This is a genomic window from Pseudomonas sp. Irchel s3f19, from assembly GCF_900187555.1.
Taxonomy (GTDB): Bacteria; Pseudomonadota; Gammaproteobacteria; order Pseudomonadales; family Pseudomonadaceae; genus Aquipseudomonas; species Aquipseudomonas capeferrum.
In genome coordinates, this window is the sequence record NZ_FYDW01000005.1 from 75397 (window position 1) to 93642 (window position 18246).

Here is an 18246-nt window from a genome sequence, read left to right on the forward strand (position 1 = left end):
TATTTACAGGGCATGCGCGAACATTGTGGGAGCGGCCTTGTGCCGCGATGGGCCGCAAAGCGGCCCCACTCCAAGCGATGGAAAACTCACGTGAACAGCATTACGCTCTAGGCGGCTCTAACGCTATTGAGGTGTACGTTAGGAAGGCTGGAAACTGTCTGCGACACCTCGCTTCAGACAGCGCCTGGGACCGCCGATCTGCTTTAGAGGTTCAGGGCCTCTGGCTGAGAGCGGCCTTACAGAAAGCGACCGTTTTCATGTGACCATCACGCGAGGTAACTCGCAGGAAAGCCCCTTCATGGTACGAAAAGCAAGCCCCGCTGCCACCTCGGACTGGGTCATACGTAGCGCTCAACCCGGCAGCGTGGAGCGGATCGAAGCATGGTTCGGCAGCCATGGCTACGACCCGCATCGTCACGACACCTACTCGATCGGCCGCACCCTCGCCGGCGTGCAGAGCTTTCACTACAAGGGGGCGCTGTGCCACGGCGTACCGGGTAATACGCTCGTCCTCCACCCTGACGAAGTCCATGATGGTATGGCGGGTACGGATGCGGGCTTTCGCTACCGGATGGCCTACATCGACCCGGCGCTGATTCAAAACGTGCTCAGCGGTGAGCCATTGCCCTTCATTGCCGGCGGGCTGACCCGCGACCCGCGCCTGTACCGCGCCAGTGAAGCCTTCGTGCAGGCACTGGATCACCCACTCGAAACGCTGGAGGAGCAGGACGCCGTCTATGACCTGGCCATGGCGCTGCGTGCGGTCGGCGGCAAGCCCCGCGGCCGCAAACGCCTGGACTACCGCTCGGCCGAGCGCGCCCGGGCATTCATCATGGAACACCTTCAACAGGGCATCACCCTGGAGATGCTCGAACAGGCCAGCGGCCGCGAGCAATGGAGCTTGTCACGCGACTTCCGCGCCCTTTATGGCACCAGCCCCTACCGCTTTGTCACGCTGCGGCGCCTGGACACTGCTCGGCGGCTGATGCTGGATGGCTTCACGCTGGTCGATGCAGCACTGGCTGCGGGCTTTCACGATCAGAGCCACATGACACGGCACTTCACCCGCAGCTATGGCGTGTCGCCATTGCGCTGGCTGGAACGCTTGCGGCCTGCCCGCTGACTTGCAGGATCGTACAAGAGCGGCGTGCGTTGGGTTGGGTAGGCTGATCACCTCAACTACAGAGGATCCGTCATGTCCGACGCCAACACGCAACGCGCATCATGCCCTGTGAACCTGACCCAGAAGGCTTCACTGATTGAACAGCAGTGGAGCCCCAGGGTGGTCGCGGAAATGAACGACTACCAGTTCAAGGTTGTGCGAATCGAAGGTGAATTCATCTGGCATTCGCACCCGGAGACCGATGAAGCGTTTCTTGTGCTTGAAGGCACCTTGCGCATCGATCTGCCGGAGGGCTGCGTTTATGTGAACCCCGGCGAATTGTATGTCGTGCCACGTGGTGTGGAACACAGGACAGCGGCGCAGGGGGAAGCGAAACTGATGATGATCGAGCCACGCGGCGTGGTGAATACCGGCCATGAAGGCGGTGAGCGGACGGCTTTGAACGACGTCTGGATCTGAGTTGATCGTCTCAATAGACGATACCGGGATGCGCGTAGAACCGCGAGCACACTATGCGTATATGGAACTAAGATCCTCAATGCTGTAGAACTTCGTGAATCCGGCGCTTTAATAGCTATCGCTTCAGAGGACCGCTATATGGGCATCCGCAGCTTAGCGAAAAACCTGCCTCCAGACCCCGCCAAAGAAGGCTGGGTGCTTGGGTGGGGCGTCCTTCGGGACAGGCATCCATGGCATTTTGTCGACGTCTATGCAGACCAGAAGACAGCCAAGGCGGAGGCGGAGCGCCTTGGTGATGGCTACGTCGTTGAGTACGGGTCACACCGCCTTGGCTCGAAGGAATTCGTATGCGGTAGCACCCTACCTGAAGGCTAACGGCAGCGCATCTGTCCGGCTGGCCACTCATCCAGCCTTCGTAACCACACTCTGCCGCAGCGCGAAGAATGCGGGACCCTGACGCACAGGAAAGCAGACCTGCTGACACGGCCGCCGATGCAGTGGGCGAGTAAGATTACGGAGTTACTGCCGTACAAAGGGGGCCACCGTTCATTGCGCCAGCTGTGAAAGGATACTTTCATTCGAGAGGGGCTATAAAGGAGGACATCATGGAAAAAACAATCAGACTCGCCAACCTCGCGGATATCGATGCCATTTTTGATATTCGAACCAGCGTTCACGAAAATCACTTATCCCTTGATCAGCTCGCGGAAATCGGGATTACTCCTAGAACGATACGACAGGCAATTATAGAGGCCCCATGCGCTTGGGTCGCCGAGGTCAATGGTGCCCCTGTAGGCTTTTCCATGGCCAATGTCGAGGACGGATGTGTGTTTGCCGCTTTCGTTCTACCCGAATTCGAAGGAAACGGATTAGGGCGCAGACTGATGGATAAAGCAGAGACTTTCCTATTTCAACACCACAAGACGATCTGGTTAGAAACGGCTGAGGCTAGCCGCGCGAGTGGCTTCTATCGAAACCTCGGCTGGCAGCCCGTGAAGACCTTACCAGAAGGTGATATTCGCTTTGAAAAGCACCAGAAATAGTAATCAACAAATGTACTGATGATTTGAGTTTGGTCAAAGACGACCTGAAGCACACCTTCGGTAGGCGCCTGAAAGCAGCAGGTGCAACAGAGGAAGATCGGAAATCGTTTCTGAGACACAAGACCGCCACTACTCTGGTGCAGAGCTGGCAGCTGATAGAAGCGGCAAACAAAGCCTCAGCGACGGACTCGCGTGGGCCGGTGCTGACAAATAAGAAGAGGAGGCAGGCGTAAAAACCTGAGAAGTCACGCAAAAGTCACGCACATGAAAAAGGCCACTCCTTGCGGAAATGGCCTAAGTCATTGGGATTATTGGTCGGGACGGAGTGATTCGAACACTCGACCCCTTGCACCCCATGCAAGTGCGCTACCGGGCTGCGCTACGCCCCGACTCTATTCTCGATACTGCTGAGAACGATGAAGAATCTACCCTAACCTTTTGATAAATGAAAGCTTTTTCTCAAAAAATTTCCATTCGTCGGAGCAGATCACTTCTTCAACACCACCAACACATCCTCCAACTCAACAATCATCTGCCGAATCAGCTGCTTGTACTGGCTTGACTCATCCTTCACCTCATCACTGGAGAGCCTTAACCGCGCCCCGCCAATGGTGAACCCCTGATCATAAAGCAGCGCCCGAATCTGGCGGATCATCAGCACATCCTGGCGCTGGTAATACCGCCGATTCCCCCGCCGCTTCACAGGGTTCAGCTGAGGGAACTCCTGCTCCCAATACCGCAGCACGTGCGGTTTTACCGCACAAAGCTCGCTCACTTCACCAATGGTGAAGTAGCGCTTGCCCGGTATGGGGGGCAGCTCGTCGTTATTGCTTGGTTCCAGCATAGGCCTCAACCCGGGCCTTCAACTTCTGCCCTGGACGAAAGGTGACGACGCGGCGAGCGGTGATCGGGATCTCTTCCCCAGTCTTGGGGTTGCGGCCCGGCCGCTGGCGTTTGTCGCGAAGGTCAAAGTTGCCGAAACCGGACAGCTTGACCTGCTCGTTCTCTTCAAGTGCGTGCCGAATTTCTTCGAAAAACAGCTCGACCAACTCCTTGGCCTCACGCTTGTTAAGCCCCAGCTCCTCGTACAGCCTTTCGGCCATCTCAGCTTTCGTCAGAGCACCCATGCCGTTATTTCCTTAACGTGGTGTTCAACCTTTGTTCAAGCGAGGTGAGGATGTTTTGCAGGGTAGTGTTCACCTCATCGTCGTTAAGAGTGCGCGATGGATGCTGCCAGGTCAAGCCGACGGCCAGGCTTTTTCTATCAGGATCAATGCCTTTACCTTGGTAGACATCAAACAGCCTGAGGTCTGTGAGCCATTCGCCTGCATTGTCACGAATTAATTCAAGCACCGCGCTAGAAGCTACATCACGTCCTGCGATCAAGGCCAGGTCACGACGGGTTTCTGGGAACTTGGACAGTTCGCTGAACTTTGGCAGGCGGCCTTCGACCACGTCGCCCAACACCAGCTCGAACAGGAACACTGGGCGGTCCAGGTCCAGGGCTTTGGCAAGCTCCGGGTGGATGGCGCCGAGGTAACCGACTGGCTTGCCGTCGCGCTCGATGAGGGCGGTCTGGCCTGGGTGCAGGGCGGGGTGTTTGCCGGCGCTGAAGGTGAAGTCGCTCAGGGCGCCGGAATAGCCCAGCAGGGCTTCGACGTCGGCTTTGACGTCGAAGAAGTCGATGCCGTCGCGGCCGTTCGCCCAGCCTTCTGGCAGGCGGCTGCCGGTGACGACGCCGGCGATCATCGGCTGCTGCTCGAGGTTACCGAGCTGGCCGACGAAGCGCAGGCCGCTTTCGAACAGGCGTACGCGGTCTTGCTGGCGGTTGAGGTTGTGCTGCAGCGCCTTGACCAGGCCCGGCCACAGGGACGCGCGCATGGCGGCCATGTCGTTGGAGATCGGGTTGGCCAGCAGCAGTGGCTCGACGCCAGGGCTGAACAGCTCGAACAGTTTCGGGTCGATGAAGCTGTAGGTGATGGCTTCCTGGTAGCCACGGGCAACCAGCAGGCGGCGCAGGTTCGGCAGGTCACCGCGGGTTTCCGGCTTGCCCTGGGGCGCGAGGCGCGCTTGTGGGTAGCGGACCGGGAGGTTGTTGTAGCCGTACAGGCGGGCCAGCTCTTCGATCAGATCGACTTCCAGGCTGATGTCGAAGCGGTGGCTTGGGACGTTGACGGTCCACTGCCCTGCCCCATTGGCCGTGGTGGTCAGCTCCAGGGCGTTGAGCAGTTGCTCGACCTGGGCTGGGTCCATCTGCATGCCGAGCATTTGAGTGATGCGTTCGGCGCGCAGGGTCACCGGGGCGACCTGCGGCAGGTGCTGTTCGCTGACGGCCTCGACGATCGGGCCGGCTTCGCCGCCGACGGTTTCCAGGATCAGCGCGGTGGCGCGTTCCATGGCTTCGCGGGCCAGCTGCGAGTCGACGCCGCGCTCGTAGCGGTGCGAGGCGTCGGTGTGCAGGCCGTAGGAACGGGCCTTGCCGGCAACGGAGATCGGCTCGAAGAAGGCGCTTTCGAGGAACAGGTCGCGGGTTTTCTCGGTATTGACGCCGCTGTGCTCGCCACCCATGACGCCGGCAATGGCCAGGGCGCGAGTGTGGTCGGCGATAACCAGGGTGTCGGCGCGCAGGGCAACTTCCTGGCCGTCGAGCAGGACGAGCTTCTCGCCCTCTTCGGCCATGCGCACGCGGATGCCGCCGTTGATTTCGGCAAGGTCGAAGGCGTGCATCGGCTGGCCGAGCTCGAGCATCACGTAGTTGGTGATGTCGACGGCGGCATCGATGCTGCGCACGTCACTGCGGCGCAGGCGTTCGACCATCCACAGTGGGGTCGGCCTGGACAGGTCGACGTTGCGGATGACGCGGCCCAGGTAGCGTGGGCAGGCAGCCGGGGCGGACACTTCGACCGGGCGCACTTCATCGTGGGCAGCCGGCACGGCTGGCACTACCGGGCGGGTGACCGGGACGTTGTACAGCGCGCTGACGTCGCGGGCCAGGCCGGCCAGGGACAGGCAGTCACCGCGGTTCGGGGTCAGGCCGATTTCGATGCTGGCATCGTCCAGGCTCAGGTACTGGCGTATGTCCTGGCCAACCGGGGCATCGGCAGCCAGTTCGAGCAGGCCGTCGTTTTCTTCGCTGATCTGCAGCTCAGCCGCCGAGCACAGCATGCCGAACGACTCGACGCCGCGCAGCTTGGCCTTCTTGATCTTGAAGTCGCCTGGCAGTTCGGCGCCGATCATGGCAAACGGGATCTTGATGCCCGGGCGCGCATTGGGGGCGCCGCACACTACCTGGAAGGTTTCCTGGCCGTTGCTGACCTGGCAGACGCGCAGTTTGTCGGCGTCCGGGTGTTGTTCGGTGGCGAGGATTTCGCCCACGACGATGCCGCTGAACTGGCCGGCAGCGGGGGTCACGCTATCGACTTCAAGGCCGGCCATGGACAGGCGGGCGACCAGTTCGTCACGGGAGACTTGCGGGTTTACCCAACCGCGCAGCCACTGTTCACTGAATTTCATGCTGTTCTCCTGAAAGTTGCGTCGGGCATTGACCTAGCGGAATTGCGCGAGGAAGCGCAGGTCGTTGTCGAAGAACAGACGCAAATCGTTGACGCCATAGCGCAGCATGGCCAGGCGCTCGGCGCCCATGCCGAAGGCGAAGCCCTGGAACTCTTCAGGGTCGATGCCGGACATGCGCAGCACGTTCGGGTGGACCATGCCGCAGCCCATGACTTCGAGCCAGCCGGTCTGCTTGCACACGCGGCAGCCGTTGCCGGAACACATCACGCACTGGATATCGACTTCGGCGGACGGCTCGGTGAAGGGGAAGAACGACGGGCGGAAGCGCACGGCCAGTTCTTTTTCGAAGAACACGCGCAGGAATTCTTCGATGGTGCCCTTGAGGTCGGCAAAGTTGATATCGCGATCGATCAGCAGGCCTTCGACCTGGTGGAACATCGGCGAGTGGGTGATATCCGAGTCGCAGCGGTAGACGCGGCCCGGGCAGACAATGCGGATGGGCGGCTGAGTGGACTCCATGGTCCGCACTTGCACCGGCGAGGTGTGGGTGCGCAGCAGCATGTTGGCATTGAAATAGAAGGTGTCGTGCATCGCCCGGGCCGGGTGGTGGCCGGGGATATTGAGCGCTTCGAAGTTGTGGTAGTCGTCTTCGACCTCTGGGCCTTCGGCGATGCCGTAGCCGATGTGGGTGAAGAACTGCTCGATGCGCTCGAGTGTACGAGTAATCGGGTGCAAGCCACCGGTGGTCTGGCCACGGCCTGGCAGGGTGACGTCAATGCATTCGGCAGCCAGGCGAGCGCTGAGCTCGGCTTCTTCAAAGGCGGCCTTGCGTGCGTTGAGCACCACGGTGACGCGTTCCTTGGCGTCGTTGATCAGCGCGCCGACTTTCGGCCGCTCTTCGGCTGGCAGGTTGCCCAGGGTCTTCATCACCTGGGTCAGCTCGCCTTTCTTGCCGAGATATTGAACCCGGATCTGTTCCAGGGCATTGATGTCTTCAGCGCGCTCTACGGCCTCAAGGGCTTGGGAGACCAGCGCATCCAGGTTTTCCATGTACAGACTCCAGATACGAAAATAGGGGAAGAGCTTTGAAGGCTCTTCCCCTATCGATGACGTTCAATGCCCGACGGCGCAAGCGCCGCCGGGTGATTGTCGCGGGTACTTAAGCCAGAACGGCTTTAGCTTTCTCGACAATCGCAGCAAACGCCGCTTTTTCGTTCACTGCCAGATCGGCCAGAACCTTACGGTCGATTTCGATCGACGCTTTTTTCAGGCCAGCAATCAGACGGCTGTAAGACAGGCCGTTGTTGCGTGCACCAGCGTTGATACGAGCGATCCACAGTGCGCGGAACTGACGCTTCTTCTGGCGACGGTCACGGTAGGCGTATTGACCGGCCTTGATGACAGCCTGCTTGGCAACACGGAATACGCGCGAACGTGCACCGTAGTAACCTTTAGCCAGTTTCAGAATTTTTTTGTGACGCTTACGAGCGATAACGCCGCGCTTTACACGAGCCATGAGTAACTTCCTCTATCTTTGACCAGAATTAACGAACGCGCAGCATGCGCGCGACTTTCGCGACGTCAGACGGGTGCAGCATGCTGCTACCACGCAGTTGACGCTTACGCTTGGTCGACATTTTGGTCAGGATGTGGCTCTTGAAAGCGTGCTTGTGCTTGAAGCCGGTAGCCGTTTTCAGGAAACGCTTCGCAGCACCGCTTTTGGTTTTCATTTTTGGCATGTTGGAACTCCGCATTCGATAAAATTACACATAATCATCAGGCCTGCCGTGCCCGGGAGATTACTTCTTTTTCTTGGGGGCGATGACCATCATAAGCTGGCGTCCTTCCATCTTAGGATGCTGCTCAACGGTGCCGTATTCGGCGAGGTCAGCTTCGACCCGCTTCAACAGCTCCATGCCCAGCTCCTGGTGGGCCATCTCACGACCACGGAATCTCAGAGAGATCTTGGCCTTGTCCCCATCGGTAAGGAAACGTACCAGGTTGCGTAGTTTTACCTGGTAATCCCCATCCTCCGTCCCTGGACGAAACTTGATTTCTTTGATCTGGATGATCTTCTGGTTCTTCTTCGCCGCAGCCTGCTGCTTTTTCTTCTCGAAGAGGCTTTTGCCGTAGTCGAGGACCTTGCAGACAGGAGGTACGGCGTCGGCAGAAATTTCTACCAGATCCAGCTTCGCTTCTTCAGCGATACGAAGCGCTTCGTGGATCGAGACGATGCCCAGCTGCTCACCGTCAGCACCGATTAAGCGAACCTCTTGAGCCGAGATATTCTCGTTGATCGGGGCCTTCGGTGCAGCACGTTTATCGTTTCTCATTTCACGCTTAATAGTCATTACTCCGATTCTTGGCGACCACGCCGGGAAACCGCTTGTGTCAGCAGCTCAGCGAATTGCGCGACGGGCATGGAGCCCAGGTCTGCGCCTTCGCGAGTACGCACAGCGACGGTTTGCGTTTCGACTTCGCGATCCCCTATAACCAAAAGGTACGGGACCTTGAGCAAAGTATGCTCGCGGATTTTAAAGCCGATCTTCTCATTTCTCAAGTCCGACTTGGCACGGAAACCGCTACCGTTCAGAGATTTCTCTACCTGAAGGGCGAAATCGGCCTGTTTGTCGGTGATGTTCATGATCACCGCCTGGGTCGGCGCCAGCCAAGCCGGGAACACGCCAGCATAGTGCTCGATGAGCATGCCGATGAAGCGTTCGAACGAGCCGAGAATGGCGCGGTGCAGCATGACCGGGCGCTTACGGCTGTTATCTTCGGCGATGTAGCTGGCATCCAGACGCTCTGGGAGGTTCGGATCGTACTGCAGGGTACCACACTGCCAGTTACGGCCGAGGCAGTCGCGCAGGGTAAATTCGATTTTCGGGCCGTAGAAGGCACCCTCCCCCGGTTGATATTCCCACTCCAGGCCCGATTCATTCAAGGCATCGGCCAGTGCACCTTCGGCACGGTCCCACAGCTCTTCAGAGCCCACACGCTTGGCTGGGCGGGTCGACAGCTTCATGGCGATGTCGCTGAAACCGAAGTCTTTGTAGACGTCCAGGGTCAGCTTGATGAAGTCGGCGGCTTCTTTCTTTACCTGGTCTTCGGTGCAGAAGATGTGCGCGTCGTCCTGGGTAAAGCCACGCACACGCATGATGCCGTGCAGGGCGCCGGACGGCTCGTTACGGTGGCAGGCACCGAACTCGGCCAGGCGCATCGGCAGGTCGCGGTACGACTTCAGGCCCTGGTTGAACACCTGCACGTGGCACGGGCAGTTCATCGGCTTGACCGCGTAGTCGCGGTTTTCCGACGAAGTGGTGAACATGTTCTCGGCGTAGTTGGACCAGTGGCCGGAACGCTCCCAGAGAATACGGTCAACGACCTGCGGGGTCTTGATCTCGAGGTAGTTGTTGTCGCGCTGGACCTTGCGCATGTACTGCTCGAGCACCTGATAGACGGTCCAGCCGTCCGGGTGCCAGAACACCATGCCCGGGGCTTCTTCCTGCAGGTGGAAGAGGTCGAGCTGCTTGCCGATCTTGCGGTGGTCGCGTTTTTCGGCTTCTTCGATGCGCTGGATGTAAGCAGCCAGCTGCTTCTTGTCAGCCCAGGCGGTGCCGTAGACGCGTTGCAGCTGCTCGTTCTTGGCATCGCCGCGCCAGTAGGCGCCGGACAGCTTGGTCAGCTTGAATGCCTTGAGGAAGCGCGTGTTCGGCACGTGCGGGCCGCGGCACATGTCGACGTATTCTTCGTGGTAGTACAGGCCCATGGCCTGTTCGTCCGGCATGTCTTCGACCAGGCGCAGCTTGTAGTCTTCGCCACGGGCCTTGAACACGTCGATGACTTCGGCGCGCGGGGTCATCTTCTTGACGACGTCGTAGTCCTTCTCGATCAGCTGCAGCATGCGCTTTTCGATGGCGGCCATGTCTTCTGGGGTGAAGGGGCGCTCATAGGCGATGTCGTAATAGAAGCCTTCGTCAATCACCGGGCCGATCACCATCTTGGCGGTCGGGTACAGCTGCTTCACCGCGTGGCCGATCAGGTGGGCGCACGAGTGACGGATGATCTCCAGTCCCTCTTCATCTTTAGGGGTGATGATCTGCAGGGTGGCGTCGTGAGTGATCAGGTCGCTAGCGTCGACCAGCTTGCCGTCAACCTTGCCGGCCAGGGTGGCCTTGGCCAGGCCTGCACCAATGGAGGCTGCGACTTCGGCTACGGATACGGCGTGATCAAACGAGCGCTGACTGCCATCGGGAAGAGTAATAGTGGGCATGGCGCCTCCTCTCCTAGTGGTGACCCCTACCAAAGGTCACGTGGGTTGGGATGAGCCAGTACAAGATCCGCGCTGTCTTTCTCAAGAGAAAGCCTGCCTCACAGTGGCAGAAGCCTTTCGGCTTACCAGGGGCGAACCAGAGTGACTGGAAAGTAAGAAATAGCTGCAGGCCGCGGCTGCGGGACTGCAAGCCGAGCATGCTAGCACGCGGGGTTGGGCGCTATGCAGAAATATTTGGAAATTACACCGCAGGGGTGAACTTCCGCGGAAAATTCCCTATCAGACTTTGGGAAGCATCCTACTCTTGATGAGACCTAAACCAAGGAGTGTCTGGTTATGAGATTTCCGTCTCTTCTGGCCCTGAGCGTTGCTGGCGCCCTGCTGCTACCTGTGGCCGCCAATGCGGGTGAATTCCCGGCTGGCGCGAAGCAAAACTACATGACCCAGTGCACCGAGGCCGCCACCGGCCAGGGCCTGGACGCCAAATCGGCGCAGCAGCACTGCACCTGTGGCGCAACCGCTATCGAAAAGAACTTCAGCACTGAGGAAATCAAGGACCTGGACAGCAAGGACGGCGTTGACGCCGCCCTGATGCAGAAGGCACAGAAGGTCGTGCAGCAAGCGTGCATGAAGGGCTGAAACCATAAAGCCGGGGGGTTCGCCACCCCGTGTTTGCGCTGGATCAACATTTGGCGAAGGTAAAAGGCGCTAGATGCGCAGAATTAGACTATGATGTGTCCTGTGCTTCGAAGCCTCGGCAACATCGCACTACTGAAAAAAATCAAATCTGGAGATTCACCCCATGTCCAATCGCCAAACCGGCACCGTTAAATGGTTCAATGATGAGAAAGGCTTCGGCTTCATCACCCCACAAGGCGGCGGCGACGACCTGTTCGTACACTTCAAGGCCATCGAATCTGACGGCTTCAAGAGCCTGAAAGAAGGCCAGACTGTTTCCTTCGTAGCCGAAAAAGGCCAGAAGGGCATGCAGGCTGCACAGGTTCGTCCGGAGTAATTCGGGTAGCTGTAAAAAAACCCGCCCTGGTGGCGGGTTTTTTTATGGGGTTTGCAAAGGCTCAACCACAGTTGACGCGCGTGACCACACCTTGCTCGTCCACATTCAGGTTCAGACGCTCGGAGCGGTACTCCAGCGTCACCACGTCATGCGGCTTGAGGATACGTGCCATCTGCGAGCCACTGGCCTTGCGCGCCTGCTCCAGAAGCTCTGCACTGCCCGGCTTGCCGATGGCGAAATCGGCACCGCTGGCCTCACAACGACCGTCGTTGCCTGCTGGCGCGGCAGGGGCGCCACCACCAGACTTGCCACCTGTACTGCAACCAGCCAGGACAGCAGCCACCGCCAGGGTTGCCAGGTAAGCACGGGTACGGAACATGAATCCTCCTAAAATCGATCTGGGCACTGTCTGATCCGACAGCTGCGCGCATAGTTTGTTGCAAAACCGCACAAGTCTGCCTGAACACGCCCTAGGAGGCGAAATGCAATCGTGACCGGATTTTGCACAATGGGCTTGGTTTGCTGCGCAAAGCTTTTTATTCTTAAGTCGCAGAGTCATTGACGCAACGGCATGATTTACTGCAAAAAGTGGAGCGCACCGTGCCTCCAGCGAACACCAGGGTCCGGTGTTCGCCCTTCCGTCCCAGGCCCCCAGTGAGAGCCTTTCATGAGCAGCCACAGCATCGATGCCGATATCAAGGTCAAATGGGCCGAGGGCCAGAGCGCCTACAGCCCCAGCACACCGGAAGAGTTGCTACTGATTGCCATCGACCTGCTGGTACGCGATCGCGGCAGTGAAGCGGCGCGCAGCTTCATCGACCAGGTGCTCGAACGCTTCGCACCCCATCCGGCTATTGCAATCGAGCCAGGCGCGCGCTGAGCAGGTCGAACACGCCCTGGGCGTCTCCCTCCTCCACCCACATCACGTTGGCGGGCTGTTTAAGCACGCCATACCAGTCGGCGATAGTCTGCCCCAAGGTCGGGCCTTCGCGGCTGTCGATGGCCAAGTGAATGCGCCGGCCGCTGAACAGTTCGGGTTTCAGTAGGTAGGCAATGACGCTGGCGTCGTGCACCGGCCCGCCGGGCATGCCGTACAGGTCCATGTCATGGGTAATGTAGGCGTTGAGAATGTCCACCACCCGCTGGCTGGCCCGGTTGTTCACCGCTGCAAGCTGCTTGAGGCGTGCCTCGCTGGTGAGCAGTTTGTGGGTGACATCCAGCGGCAGATAGGTCAGCGGCACACCACTGGCCAGCACCACCTCGGCGGCATGCGGGTCGGCGTAGAGGTTGAATTCTGCGGCGGGGGTGATGTTGCCGCCATTGAAGTGGGCGCCGCCCATGACCACCACCTCTTTGATGCCTTTGGCGATTTCCGGGCGCTGGATGAGTGCCAGGGCCAGGTTGGTCTGCGGGCCTAGCATGGCGATGGTGATGCTGTTGGGCTTGGCGGCGCCGAGGGTGTCGACCAGGTACTGCACGGCATTGCCCTGGGCCAGGGGCTTTTTCGGCTCATGCACCGGAACGCCGGTCAGGCCTTCTTCGCCATGGACGTCGGCAGCGTATATGGGGGCGCGCACCAGCGGGCGCCCTGCCCCGGCGTAGACGGGGATGTCTTCGCGGCCAGCCCATTCGCGGGCCAGGCGGGCGTTGCGTGAGGTTTTGTCGAGGCGCACGTTGCCGGCCACGGTGGTAATGGCGCGGATGTTCAGCTCATCGGGCGAGGCCATGGCCAGGAACAGCGCGACCACGTCGTCGGCGCCGGGGTCGGTGTCGATGATCAGGTCGCGTGGGGCGGCCTGGAGGGTGGTGGTGGCAGCTGCAGCCATGAAAGTGAGTCCTTGTAGCAGGGGTTTGAGCATGAGGCACTCCTGTTGCCTTGGGGTATTTACCGGGTTTTGTAGGCGCGGCGATGCGATCAGAACGTAACGCCTGAGATCAAAGCAATGTTGCTGTACGGCTGGCACTCCCCCGTGCGCACCACGGCCCGCGCGCTGCGTGAGAGCACTTTGAAATCTTCATGGGGCATCCATTCCCGTTTGCCCAACTTGCCGCGCAAGCGCTCGATTTCCACCAGCCCGGGCGGCACCACTTTCTGCATTTCCTCGGCCAGCACATGCCGCTCCACCTGCAACTCGCTCAGCACCACGCGCAAGACACTGGCGAAATCCGGTATGCCCGGGGTCAACGCCAGGTCGATCAGCTCGACGCCCGGCGGCACCGGCAACCCGGCATCGCCGATCACCAGAATATCGCCATGCCCCAACCCCGCAATGACCCGTGACAGGGCGACATTGAGCAGCGCGGTCTTCTTCATGGCTGCAGCTCCGCAAGGTAAGGGATCGACGGCTGCGCCCCGGCGCGAGTGACCGACAAGGCCGCTGCGCGCTGGCCGAGCGCGATCGCCTCGCCCTCCTCCAGCCCACGCACCAGGGCGGCAGCAAAGCCACCGATGAAGGTGTCGCCTGCCGCCGTGGTGTCCAGCGGTTGCACGCTGGGCGCGGGAAAGTGCCGATGGCCCTGTTCGGTCACCAGCAAGGCGCCTTGGGCGCCGAGGGTGATGATCACTTTGCCAGCCCCCAGTTGCAGCAGCCGTTCGCCGGCGCGCCGGGCGCTGGCCTGGTCGCTGACGGCGATCCCGGTCAGGGCTTCGACCTCGCTTTCGTTGGGGGCCAGGTAATCGATATGGGCGAACCATGCCGGTGGCAACGGCCCGGTGGCGGGTGCCGGGTTGAGAATGACCTGCTTACCCAGCTCACGCCCCCTCGCCAACGTCCAGGCCACGGTGTCGTACGGCACCTCCAACTGGCAGATGATGACCTCGGCCGCTTGCAGCAGCGCGTCGAAGCGCTGCACCGCCTGCGGTGTCAGCAAACCATTGCCGCCAGGGATGATGACGATGCAATTCTGGCTGGCGGCATCGACGGTGATCAGCGCCACACCACTGGAAACCCCTTCGCACACGCTCACTGCCTGGCAGTCGATACCTTCTACTTCCAGCGCCTTGCGCAGTTGCTGGCCGTAGGCGTCGTCGCCCACGTTGCCGATCATCGCCACGCTGCCGCCCAGCCGCGCCACCGCCACCGCCTGGTTGGCACCCTTGCCGCCGGGCACGGTGAAAAAGGCCTCGCCGGGCAGGGTCTCACCGGCCCGTGGCAGGCGCTGGGCGCGGGCCACCAGGTCCATGTTGAGGCTACCGACCACCACTACCTTGGCATGCATGGGAATTCCTTAGCGGTAATCATTGAACAGGTCCGGGCGTGGCCCGGTGGACTCGCGCTGCACGATGCGCGGGGCAACGATGCGTTGCTCCGCCGAGCCTTGCCGGGGCGTGGCGATGCGTGAAAGCAGCAATGCAGCAGCGCTTTCGCCCAGCTCGCGGATCGACTGGCCCACGGTGGTCAGCGGCGGGTACACGTAGCGGCTGAGCTCAATGTCATCGAAGCCGATCACCGACAGCTCGCCCGGTACGTTGATATTGCGCTCGGCCGCAGCGCGCAGCACGCCAAAGCCGATCATGTCGTTGCCGGCAAAAATCGCCGTGGGCCGATTGCCATCCAGCAACTGTGCCGCCGCCCCGTGGCCGCCCGGGCTGGTGAAGTCGCAATGCAGCACGCGGCTCGCCCCCACCGCTGCGCCCGCCTCGCCCATGGCGCGACGGAAACCGGCCAGGCGCAGTTGGCTGACGCCGGTTTCGGCCGGGCCGCCGATGTAGGCGATGTCGCGATGGCCAAGCTCAAGCAGGTGCCGGGTGGCGAGGTAGGCGCCGTGCTCGTGGTCGATGCGTACCAGGTCGGCGTCGACGCCATCCAGCTCACGGTCGACGATGACCATCGGCGTGCGCACGCAGGCCAGGCTGTGCAGCAGGTCGCTGTCCTCGCCCACGGACGCCACCACCAGGCCGTCGATGCGTTTCTCCAGCAGCACACGCAGGTAGCTGCGCTGCTTTTGCGGGTTGTCGTCGGAGTTGCACAGGATCACGCAGTAGCCGTTACGCTCGCAGGCGTCTTCGATGCCTCGTGCCAGTTCGGCGAAATACGGGTTCACGCTGTTGGGCACCAGCAAACCGATGGTGGCGGTGCTGCGCGCCTTGAGCGAACGCGCCACGGCACTGGGCACGTAGTCGAGTTCGACGATGGCGGCCTCGACCTTCAGGCGCACCTGTTCACTGACTGGGCGGGTCTTGTTCAGTACATGGGACACGGTGGTGTAGGAAATACCCGCCAGTGCCGCGACATCTTTAATGGTTGCCATGTTTTCAGTTCCGCCGGCCTGCACGCCGGCTACGGTAAGTGTCGAGCACCACGGCGATGACGATCACCGCCCCGGTAATGATGCGTTTGGTGGGTTCCGACGCGCCGATCTGCGCAAGCCCTGCGGCCAGCACCGAGATGATCAGCACGCCAAAGAAGGTACTGATCACCGAGCCGCGCCCGCCCATCAGGCTGGTGCCACCGATTACCACGGCGGCGATCACCTGCAGCTCCAGGCCCGACCCGGCGTTGGGGTCGGCGGCTTCCAGGCGTGAGATCTGGAACAGCGCTGCCAGGCCGGCTAGCAGGCCCATCAGGGCGAACACCAGCACTTTGTAGGGGCGCGGGTCGATGCCGGCCAGGCGCACGGCCTCTTCATTGGTGCCGATACCGATCAAGTAGCGGCCGAACACCGTACGGGTCAGCACCAGGTGCGCCAGCACGATCACCAGCAAGGCGATGATGAAGGCCGGCGAGATGCCGAACGCGACCGGGTCGGAGAACCAGGCGTAGGCGTCGCCGATATAGGCAGTACGCGAGTCGGTGAACTGATAGGCCAGACCGCGCGCCATCTCCAGTACGCCGAGCGAGACAATGAACGACGGGATACGCCAGGCCACGGTGACGCCACCGGTGATGCTGCCAGCCAGGGCGGCCACGGCCATGCCGAGCAACGCCGAGGGCAGCACGCCCCAGCCCCAGCCGAGAATGGCCACGCTGACCGTGGAGGCCGCCAGCGCCAGCACCGAGCCGACCGACAGGTCGATGCCGCCGATGATCAGCACGAAGGTCATGCCGACCGCCAGTACCATCAGGTCGGGGATCTGATTGGCGAGGGTGCTGAAGGTGGCGTACGACCAGAAGTGGCTGCTGAGAAACGAGAACAGCACGATCATCGCCAATAAGGCCCCGGCCAGGCCCAGGTAGGTGCCCAGGCCGAAATACGTGCCAGTGCGGCGCACGGGGGCGGCGCTTTGGCTGTCGAGGGGGGTGGTTTTCATGCATCCGTCCTGGGCGCTGCGTCATGCAGCAGTGCGTCACGTTTCTGATAGCCGGCAAAGGCGGCGGCAAGTAGCTGGTCCTGGCTCCAGTGGTCACGCTCGAACGTGTCGATCAGGCGGCCGGCCGACAGCACGGCAATGCGGTCGCAGATCAGCATCAGTTCGCGCAGGTCGCTGGACACCACCACCAGGGCCTTACCCTGGCGCGCCAGCTCAGCCAGCAGGCCGTAGATGTCGAATTTGGCGCCGACGTCGATGCCTCGGGTCGGCTCGTCAAACAGCAGCACCTGGCAATCACGCTCCAGCCAGCGGCCGATTACCACCTTTTGCTGGTTGCCGCCCGACAATTCACCCACGGCCTGGTGCGGGCCGGCGCTGCGGATGCGCATGGCCTGAATCTGGCGCTCGGCCAGGGCCCTTTCTGCCGCGCCGTCTAACACACCGGCACGCGATACCGCGCCGAGGTTGCCCAAGGCGATATTGGCGCTGATCGACTGGGTCAACAGCAGGCCCTCGCCTTTGCGGTCTTCGGTAATCAGGGCGATGCCGGCTTTTACCGCCGCCTTCGGTGAGTCGATCGTCACGGCCTGTGGCGGCTGGCCCAGCGCGATGCTGCCGCTGTCGGCGCGGTCGGCACCGTAGATCAGGCGCAGCAGCTCGGTGCGGCCGGCGCCGATCAGGCCGGAGATACCGAAGATCTCCCCTGCCCTGACCTGGAATGATACGTCGCGCACCTTGTCGCCGCGGCTGAGCCGATCGACCTGCAGCAAGGGCGCGCCAATCTCGCGGCGGCCCAGATCGATGTGTTCGCCCAGCTCGCGGCCGACCATCAGGTTGACCAACTCGGCGCTGCTGTAACGCTGGATCGGTTCGTCGCACACCAGCTTGCCGTCGCGCAGCACCACAATCCGCTGCGCCACGCGCTGCAATTCTTCAAGGCGATGGGAGATATAGACGATGGCCACGCCGCGCTGGCGCAGGCGCTCGATCTGGGTGAACAACAGCTCCACCTCGCGGGCGGTTAGCATGGCAGTGGGTTCGTCGAAGATCAGCACGTGGCAATCGCCGATCAGGTTACGGGCGATCTCGACCATCTGCTGATGGCCGATGCCCAGCTCGCCGACTCGCGTGTCCGGGTCGATGGCGTCCAGGCCGACCTGGGCCATGGCCGCCGTGGCCAGTTGGCGCAGGCGCTTGTGGCTGATCCAGCCGAAGCGGCTGGGCAGGTTGTCGAGGAACAGGTTTTCGGCCACGGTCAACGTCGCCAGCAGGTTGAGTTCCTGCATGACCATGCGCACACCGAGGCGCTCCGCCTCGCTGCGGCTGCCAGGTGCGTAGGCCTGGCCGCGGTAGGTCATGTGCCCGGTGGTGGGCACTTCCAGGCCACTGATGAGCTTGGACAAGGTGCTCTTGCCGGCGCCGTTCTCGCCCGTCAGGGCCAGCACTTCACCGGCCCGCAGGCTCAGGCAGACGTCACCGAGCACGGGCTGGGCGTAGGTCTTGCCCAGCCCGCTGGCGGCGAGCACCACTTCATTTGCCGTAGCAGGCATAGCCCTCTCTCCTGGCGGG

22 protein-coding genes, 1 tRNA gene and 1 pseudogene are annotated in these 18246 nt (G+C 61.3%); 8 read left to right on the forward strand and 16 right to left on the reverse strand.

Translation table 11 applies throughout. From position 1 onward, the window contains the following. Positions 1 to 298: 298 nt before the first annotated feature. The 5 genes and pseudogenes from CKW22_RS14220 to CKW22_RS27845 all read left to right on the forward strand — a co-directional run. Positions 299 to 1123, forward strand: coding sequence for an AraC family transcriptional regulator (locus tag CKW22_RS14220; protein ID WP_095064263.1), 825 nt, complete (start codon positions 299 to 301; stop codon positions 1121 to 1123). Between the two features lie 72 nt (positions 1124 to 1195). After that, entirely contained in the window at positions 1196 to 1582 is a 387-nt protein-coding gene (locus CKW22_RS14225) for a cupin domain-containing protein (RefSeq protein ID WP_047581975.1), read from the forward strand. A gap of 138 nt (positions 1583 to 1720) precedes the next feature. Continuing rightward, on the forward strand, positions 1721 to 1957 hold the full coding sequence (locus CKW22_RS27840; RefSeq protein ID WP_033697049.1) for a hypothetical protein: 237 nt from the start codon (positions 1721 to 1723) through the stop codon (positions 1955 to 1957). A 230-nt stretch (positions 1958 to 2187) separates the two neighbouring features. Continuing rightward, a complete protein-coding gene (locus CKW22_RS14235; RefSeq protein WP_095064264.1) occupies positions 2188 to 2625 on the forward strand; it encodes a GNAT family N-acetyltransferase in 438 nt (145 codons plus the stop codon). Positions 2626 to 2666: 41 nt separating this feature from the next. Further along, a pseudogene (locus tag CKW22_RS27845) lies at positions 2667 to 2858 on the forward strand (site-specific integrase); the annotation flags it as partial. 79 nt (positions 2859 to 2937) lie between these two features. On the opposite strand, the gene CKW22_RS14245 reads toward CKW22_RS27845, so the two are convergent. The 9 genes from CKW22_RS14245 to thrS all read right to left on the reverse strand — a co-directional run bounded on the left by CKW22_RS14245 (position 2938) and on the right by thrS (position 10411). Next, positions 2938 to 3014, reverse strand: a tRNA-Pro gene (locus CKW22_RS14245). A gap of 98 nt (positions 3015 to 3112) precedes the next feature. Continuing rightward, positions 3113 to 3469, reverse strand: a complete 357-nt coding sequence (locus CKW22_RS14250) for a MerR family transcriptional regulator (protein ID WP_033696949.1) — start codon at positions 3467 to 3469, stop codon at positions 3113 to 3115. Beyond that, positions 3450 to 3752: an integration host factor subunit alpha gene (gene ihfA / locus CKW22_RS14255; RefSeq protein ID WP_033696948.1), complete on the reverse strand. Its 303-nt coding sequence runs from the start codon at positions 3750 to 3752 to the stop codon at positions 3450 to 3452. Before ihfA ends, CKW22_RS14250 begins: the two co-directional genes overlap by 20 nt. Positions 3753 to 3756: 4 nt before the next feature. After that, positions 3757 to 6138: a phenylalanine--tRNA ligase subunit beta gene (gene pheT, locus CKW22_RS14260; protein WP_033696947.1), complete on the reverse strand. Its 2382-nt coding sequence runs from the start codon at positions 6136 to 6138 to the stop codon at positions 3757 to 3759. A 33-nt stretch (positions 6139 to 6171) separates the two neighbouring features. Next, complete coding sequence (pheS, locus tag CKW22_RS14265; protein ID WP_047581971.1) at positions 6172 to 7188, reverse strand: phenylalanine--tRNA ligase subunit alpha; 1017 nt, start codon at positions 7186 to 7188, stop codon at positions 6172 to 6174. Between the two features lie 109 nt (positions 7189 to 7297). Next, positions 7298 to 7654 (reverse strand): 50S ribosomal protein L20, encoded by a 357-nt coding sequence (gene rplT / locus CKW22_RS14270; RefSeq protein ID WP_009394046.1) that lies wholly within the window; start codon positions 7652 to 7654, stop codon positions 7298 to 7300. Positions 7655 to 7682: 28 nt separating this feature from the next. Further along, positions 7683 to 7877: a 50S ribosomal protein L35 gene (rpmI, locus tag CKW22_RS14275; RefSeq protein WP_028696462.1), complete on the reverse strand. Its 195-nt coding sequence runs from the start codon at positions 7875 to 7877 to the stop codon at positions 7683 to 7685. A gap of 60 nt (positions 7878 to 7937) precedes the next feature. Further along, positions 7938 to 8489 (reverse strand): translation initiation factor IF-3, encoded by a 552-nt coding sequence (infC, locus tag CKW22_RS14280; protein ID WP_177326478.1) that lies wholly within the window; start codon positions 8487 to 8489, stop codon positions 7938 to 7940. Further along, complete coding sequence (thrS, locus tag CKW22_RS14285; protein ID WP_033696945.1) at positions 8489 to 10411, reverse strand: threonine--tRNA ligase; 1923 nt, start codon at positions 10409 to 10411, stop codon at positions 8489 to 8491. Before thrS ends, infC begins: the two co-directional genes overlap by 1 nt. A 336-nt stretch (positions 10412 to 10747) precedes the next feature. Between thrS and CKW22_RS14290 the strand changes: the two genes are divergently transcribed. Together CKW22_RS14290 and CKW22_RS14295 are read left to right on the forward strand one after the other, a co-directional pair. Next, on the forward strand, positions 10748 to 11050 hold the full coding sequence (locus CKW22_RS14290; protein WP_033696944.1) for a hypothetical protein: 303 nt from the start codon (positions 10748 to 10750) through the stop codon (positions 11048 to 11050). Positions 11051 to 11213: 163 nt separating this feature from the next. Beyond that, positions 11214 to 11426, forward strand: coding sequence for a cold-shock protein (locus tag CKW22_RS14295; protein ID WP_003179963.1), 213 nt, complete (start codon positions 11214 to 11216; stop codon positions 11424 to 11426). Positions 11427 to 11487: 61 nt separating this feature from the next. Here CKW22_RS14295 and CKW22_RS14300 read toward each other — a convergent pair whose 3' ends face one another. Further along, complete coding sequence (locus CKW22_RS14300; protein WP_095064265.1) at positions 11488 to 11805, reverse strand: I78 family peptidase inhibitor; 318 nt, start codon at positions 11803 to 11805, stop codon at positions 11488 to 11490. Positions 11806 to 12093: 288 nt separating this feature from the next. Between CKW22_RS14300 and CKW22_RS14305 the strand changes: the two genes are divergently transcribed. Further along, positions 12094 to 12306: a hypothetical protein gene (locus CKW22_RS14305; RefSeq protein ID WP_033696941.1), complete on the forward strand. Its 213-nt coding sequence runs from the start codon at positions 12094 to 12096 to the stop codon at positions 12304 to 12306. Here CKW22_RS14305 and CKW22_RS14310 read toward each other — a convergent pair. From CKW22_RS14310 to CKW22_RS14335, 6 genes are read right to left on the reverse strand one after another with little or no spacing between them, the layout of a single operon-like run. Continuing rightward, positions 12278 to 13285 (reverse strand): nucleoside hydrolase, encoded by a 1008-nt coding sequence (locus tag CKW22_RS14310; RefSeq protein ID WP_095064266.1) that lies wholly within the window; start codon positions 13283 to 13285, stop codon positions 12278 to 12280. The genes CKW22_RS14305 and CKW22_RS14310 overlap by 29 nt on opposite strands. 56 nt (positions 13286 to 13341) lie before the next feature. Beyond that, complete coding sequence (gene rbsD / locus CKW22_RS14315) at positions 13342 to 13740, reverse strand: D-ribose pyranase (protein WP_033696939.1); 399 nt, start codon at positions 13738 to 13740, stop codon at positions 13342 to 13344. After that, entirely contained in the window at positions 13737 to 14645 is a 909-nt protein-coding gene (gene rbsK / locus CKW22_RS14320; protein WP_095064267.1) for a ribokinase, read from the reverse strand. Before rbsK ends, rbsD begins: the two co-directional genes overlap by 4 nt. Before the next feature lie 9 nt (positions 14646 to 14654). Further along, the gene (locus tag CKW22_RS14325) at positions 14655 to 15677 is read right to left on the reverse strand and encodes a LacI family DNA-binding transcriptional regulator (RefSeq protein WP_033696937.1); all 1023 of its coding nucleotides are present in this window, start codon (positions 15675 to 15677) and stop codon (positions 14655 to 14657) included. Between the two features lie 4 nt (positions 15678 to 15681). Beyond that, positions 15682 to 16677 carry an ABC transporter permease gene (locus CKW22_RS14330; RefSeq protein WP_033696936.1) on the reverse strand — a complete coding sequence of 332 codons (996 nt, stop codon included), beginning with the start codon at positions 16675 to 16677 and terminating at the stop codon, positions 15682 to 15684. Further along, positions 16674 to 18227, reverse strand: a complete 1554-nt coding sequence (locus CKW22_RS14335; RefSeq protein ID WP_095064268.1) for a sugar ABC transporter ATP-binding protein — start codon at positions 18225 to 18227, stop codon at positions 16674 to 16676. The genes CKW22_RS14330 and CKW22_RS14335 overlap by 4 nt, the downstream gene beginning before the upstream one ends. Positions 18228 to 18246: the final 19 nt, after the last annotated feature.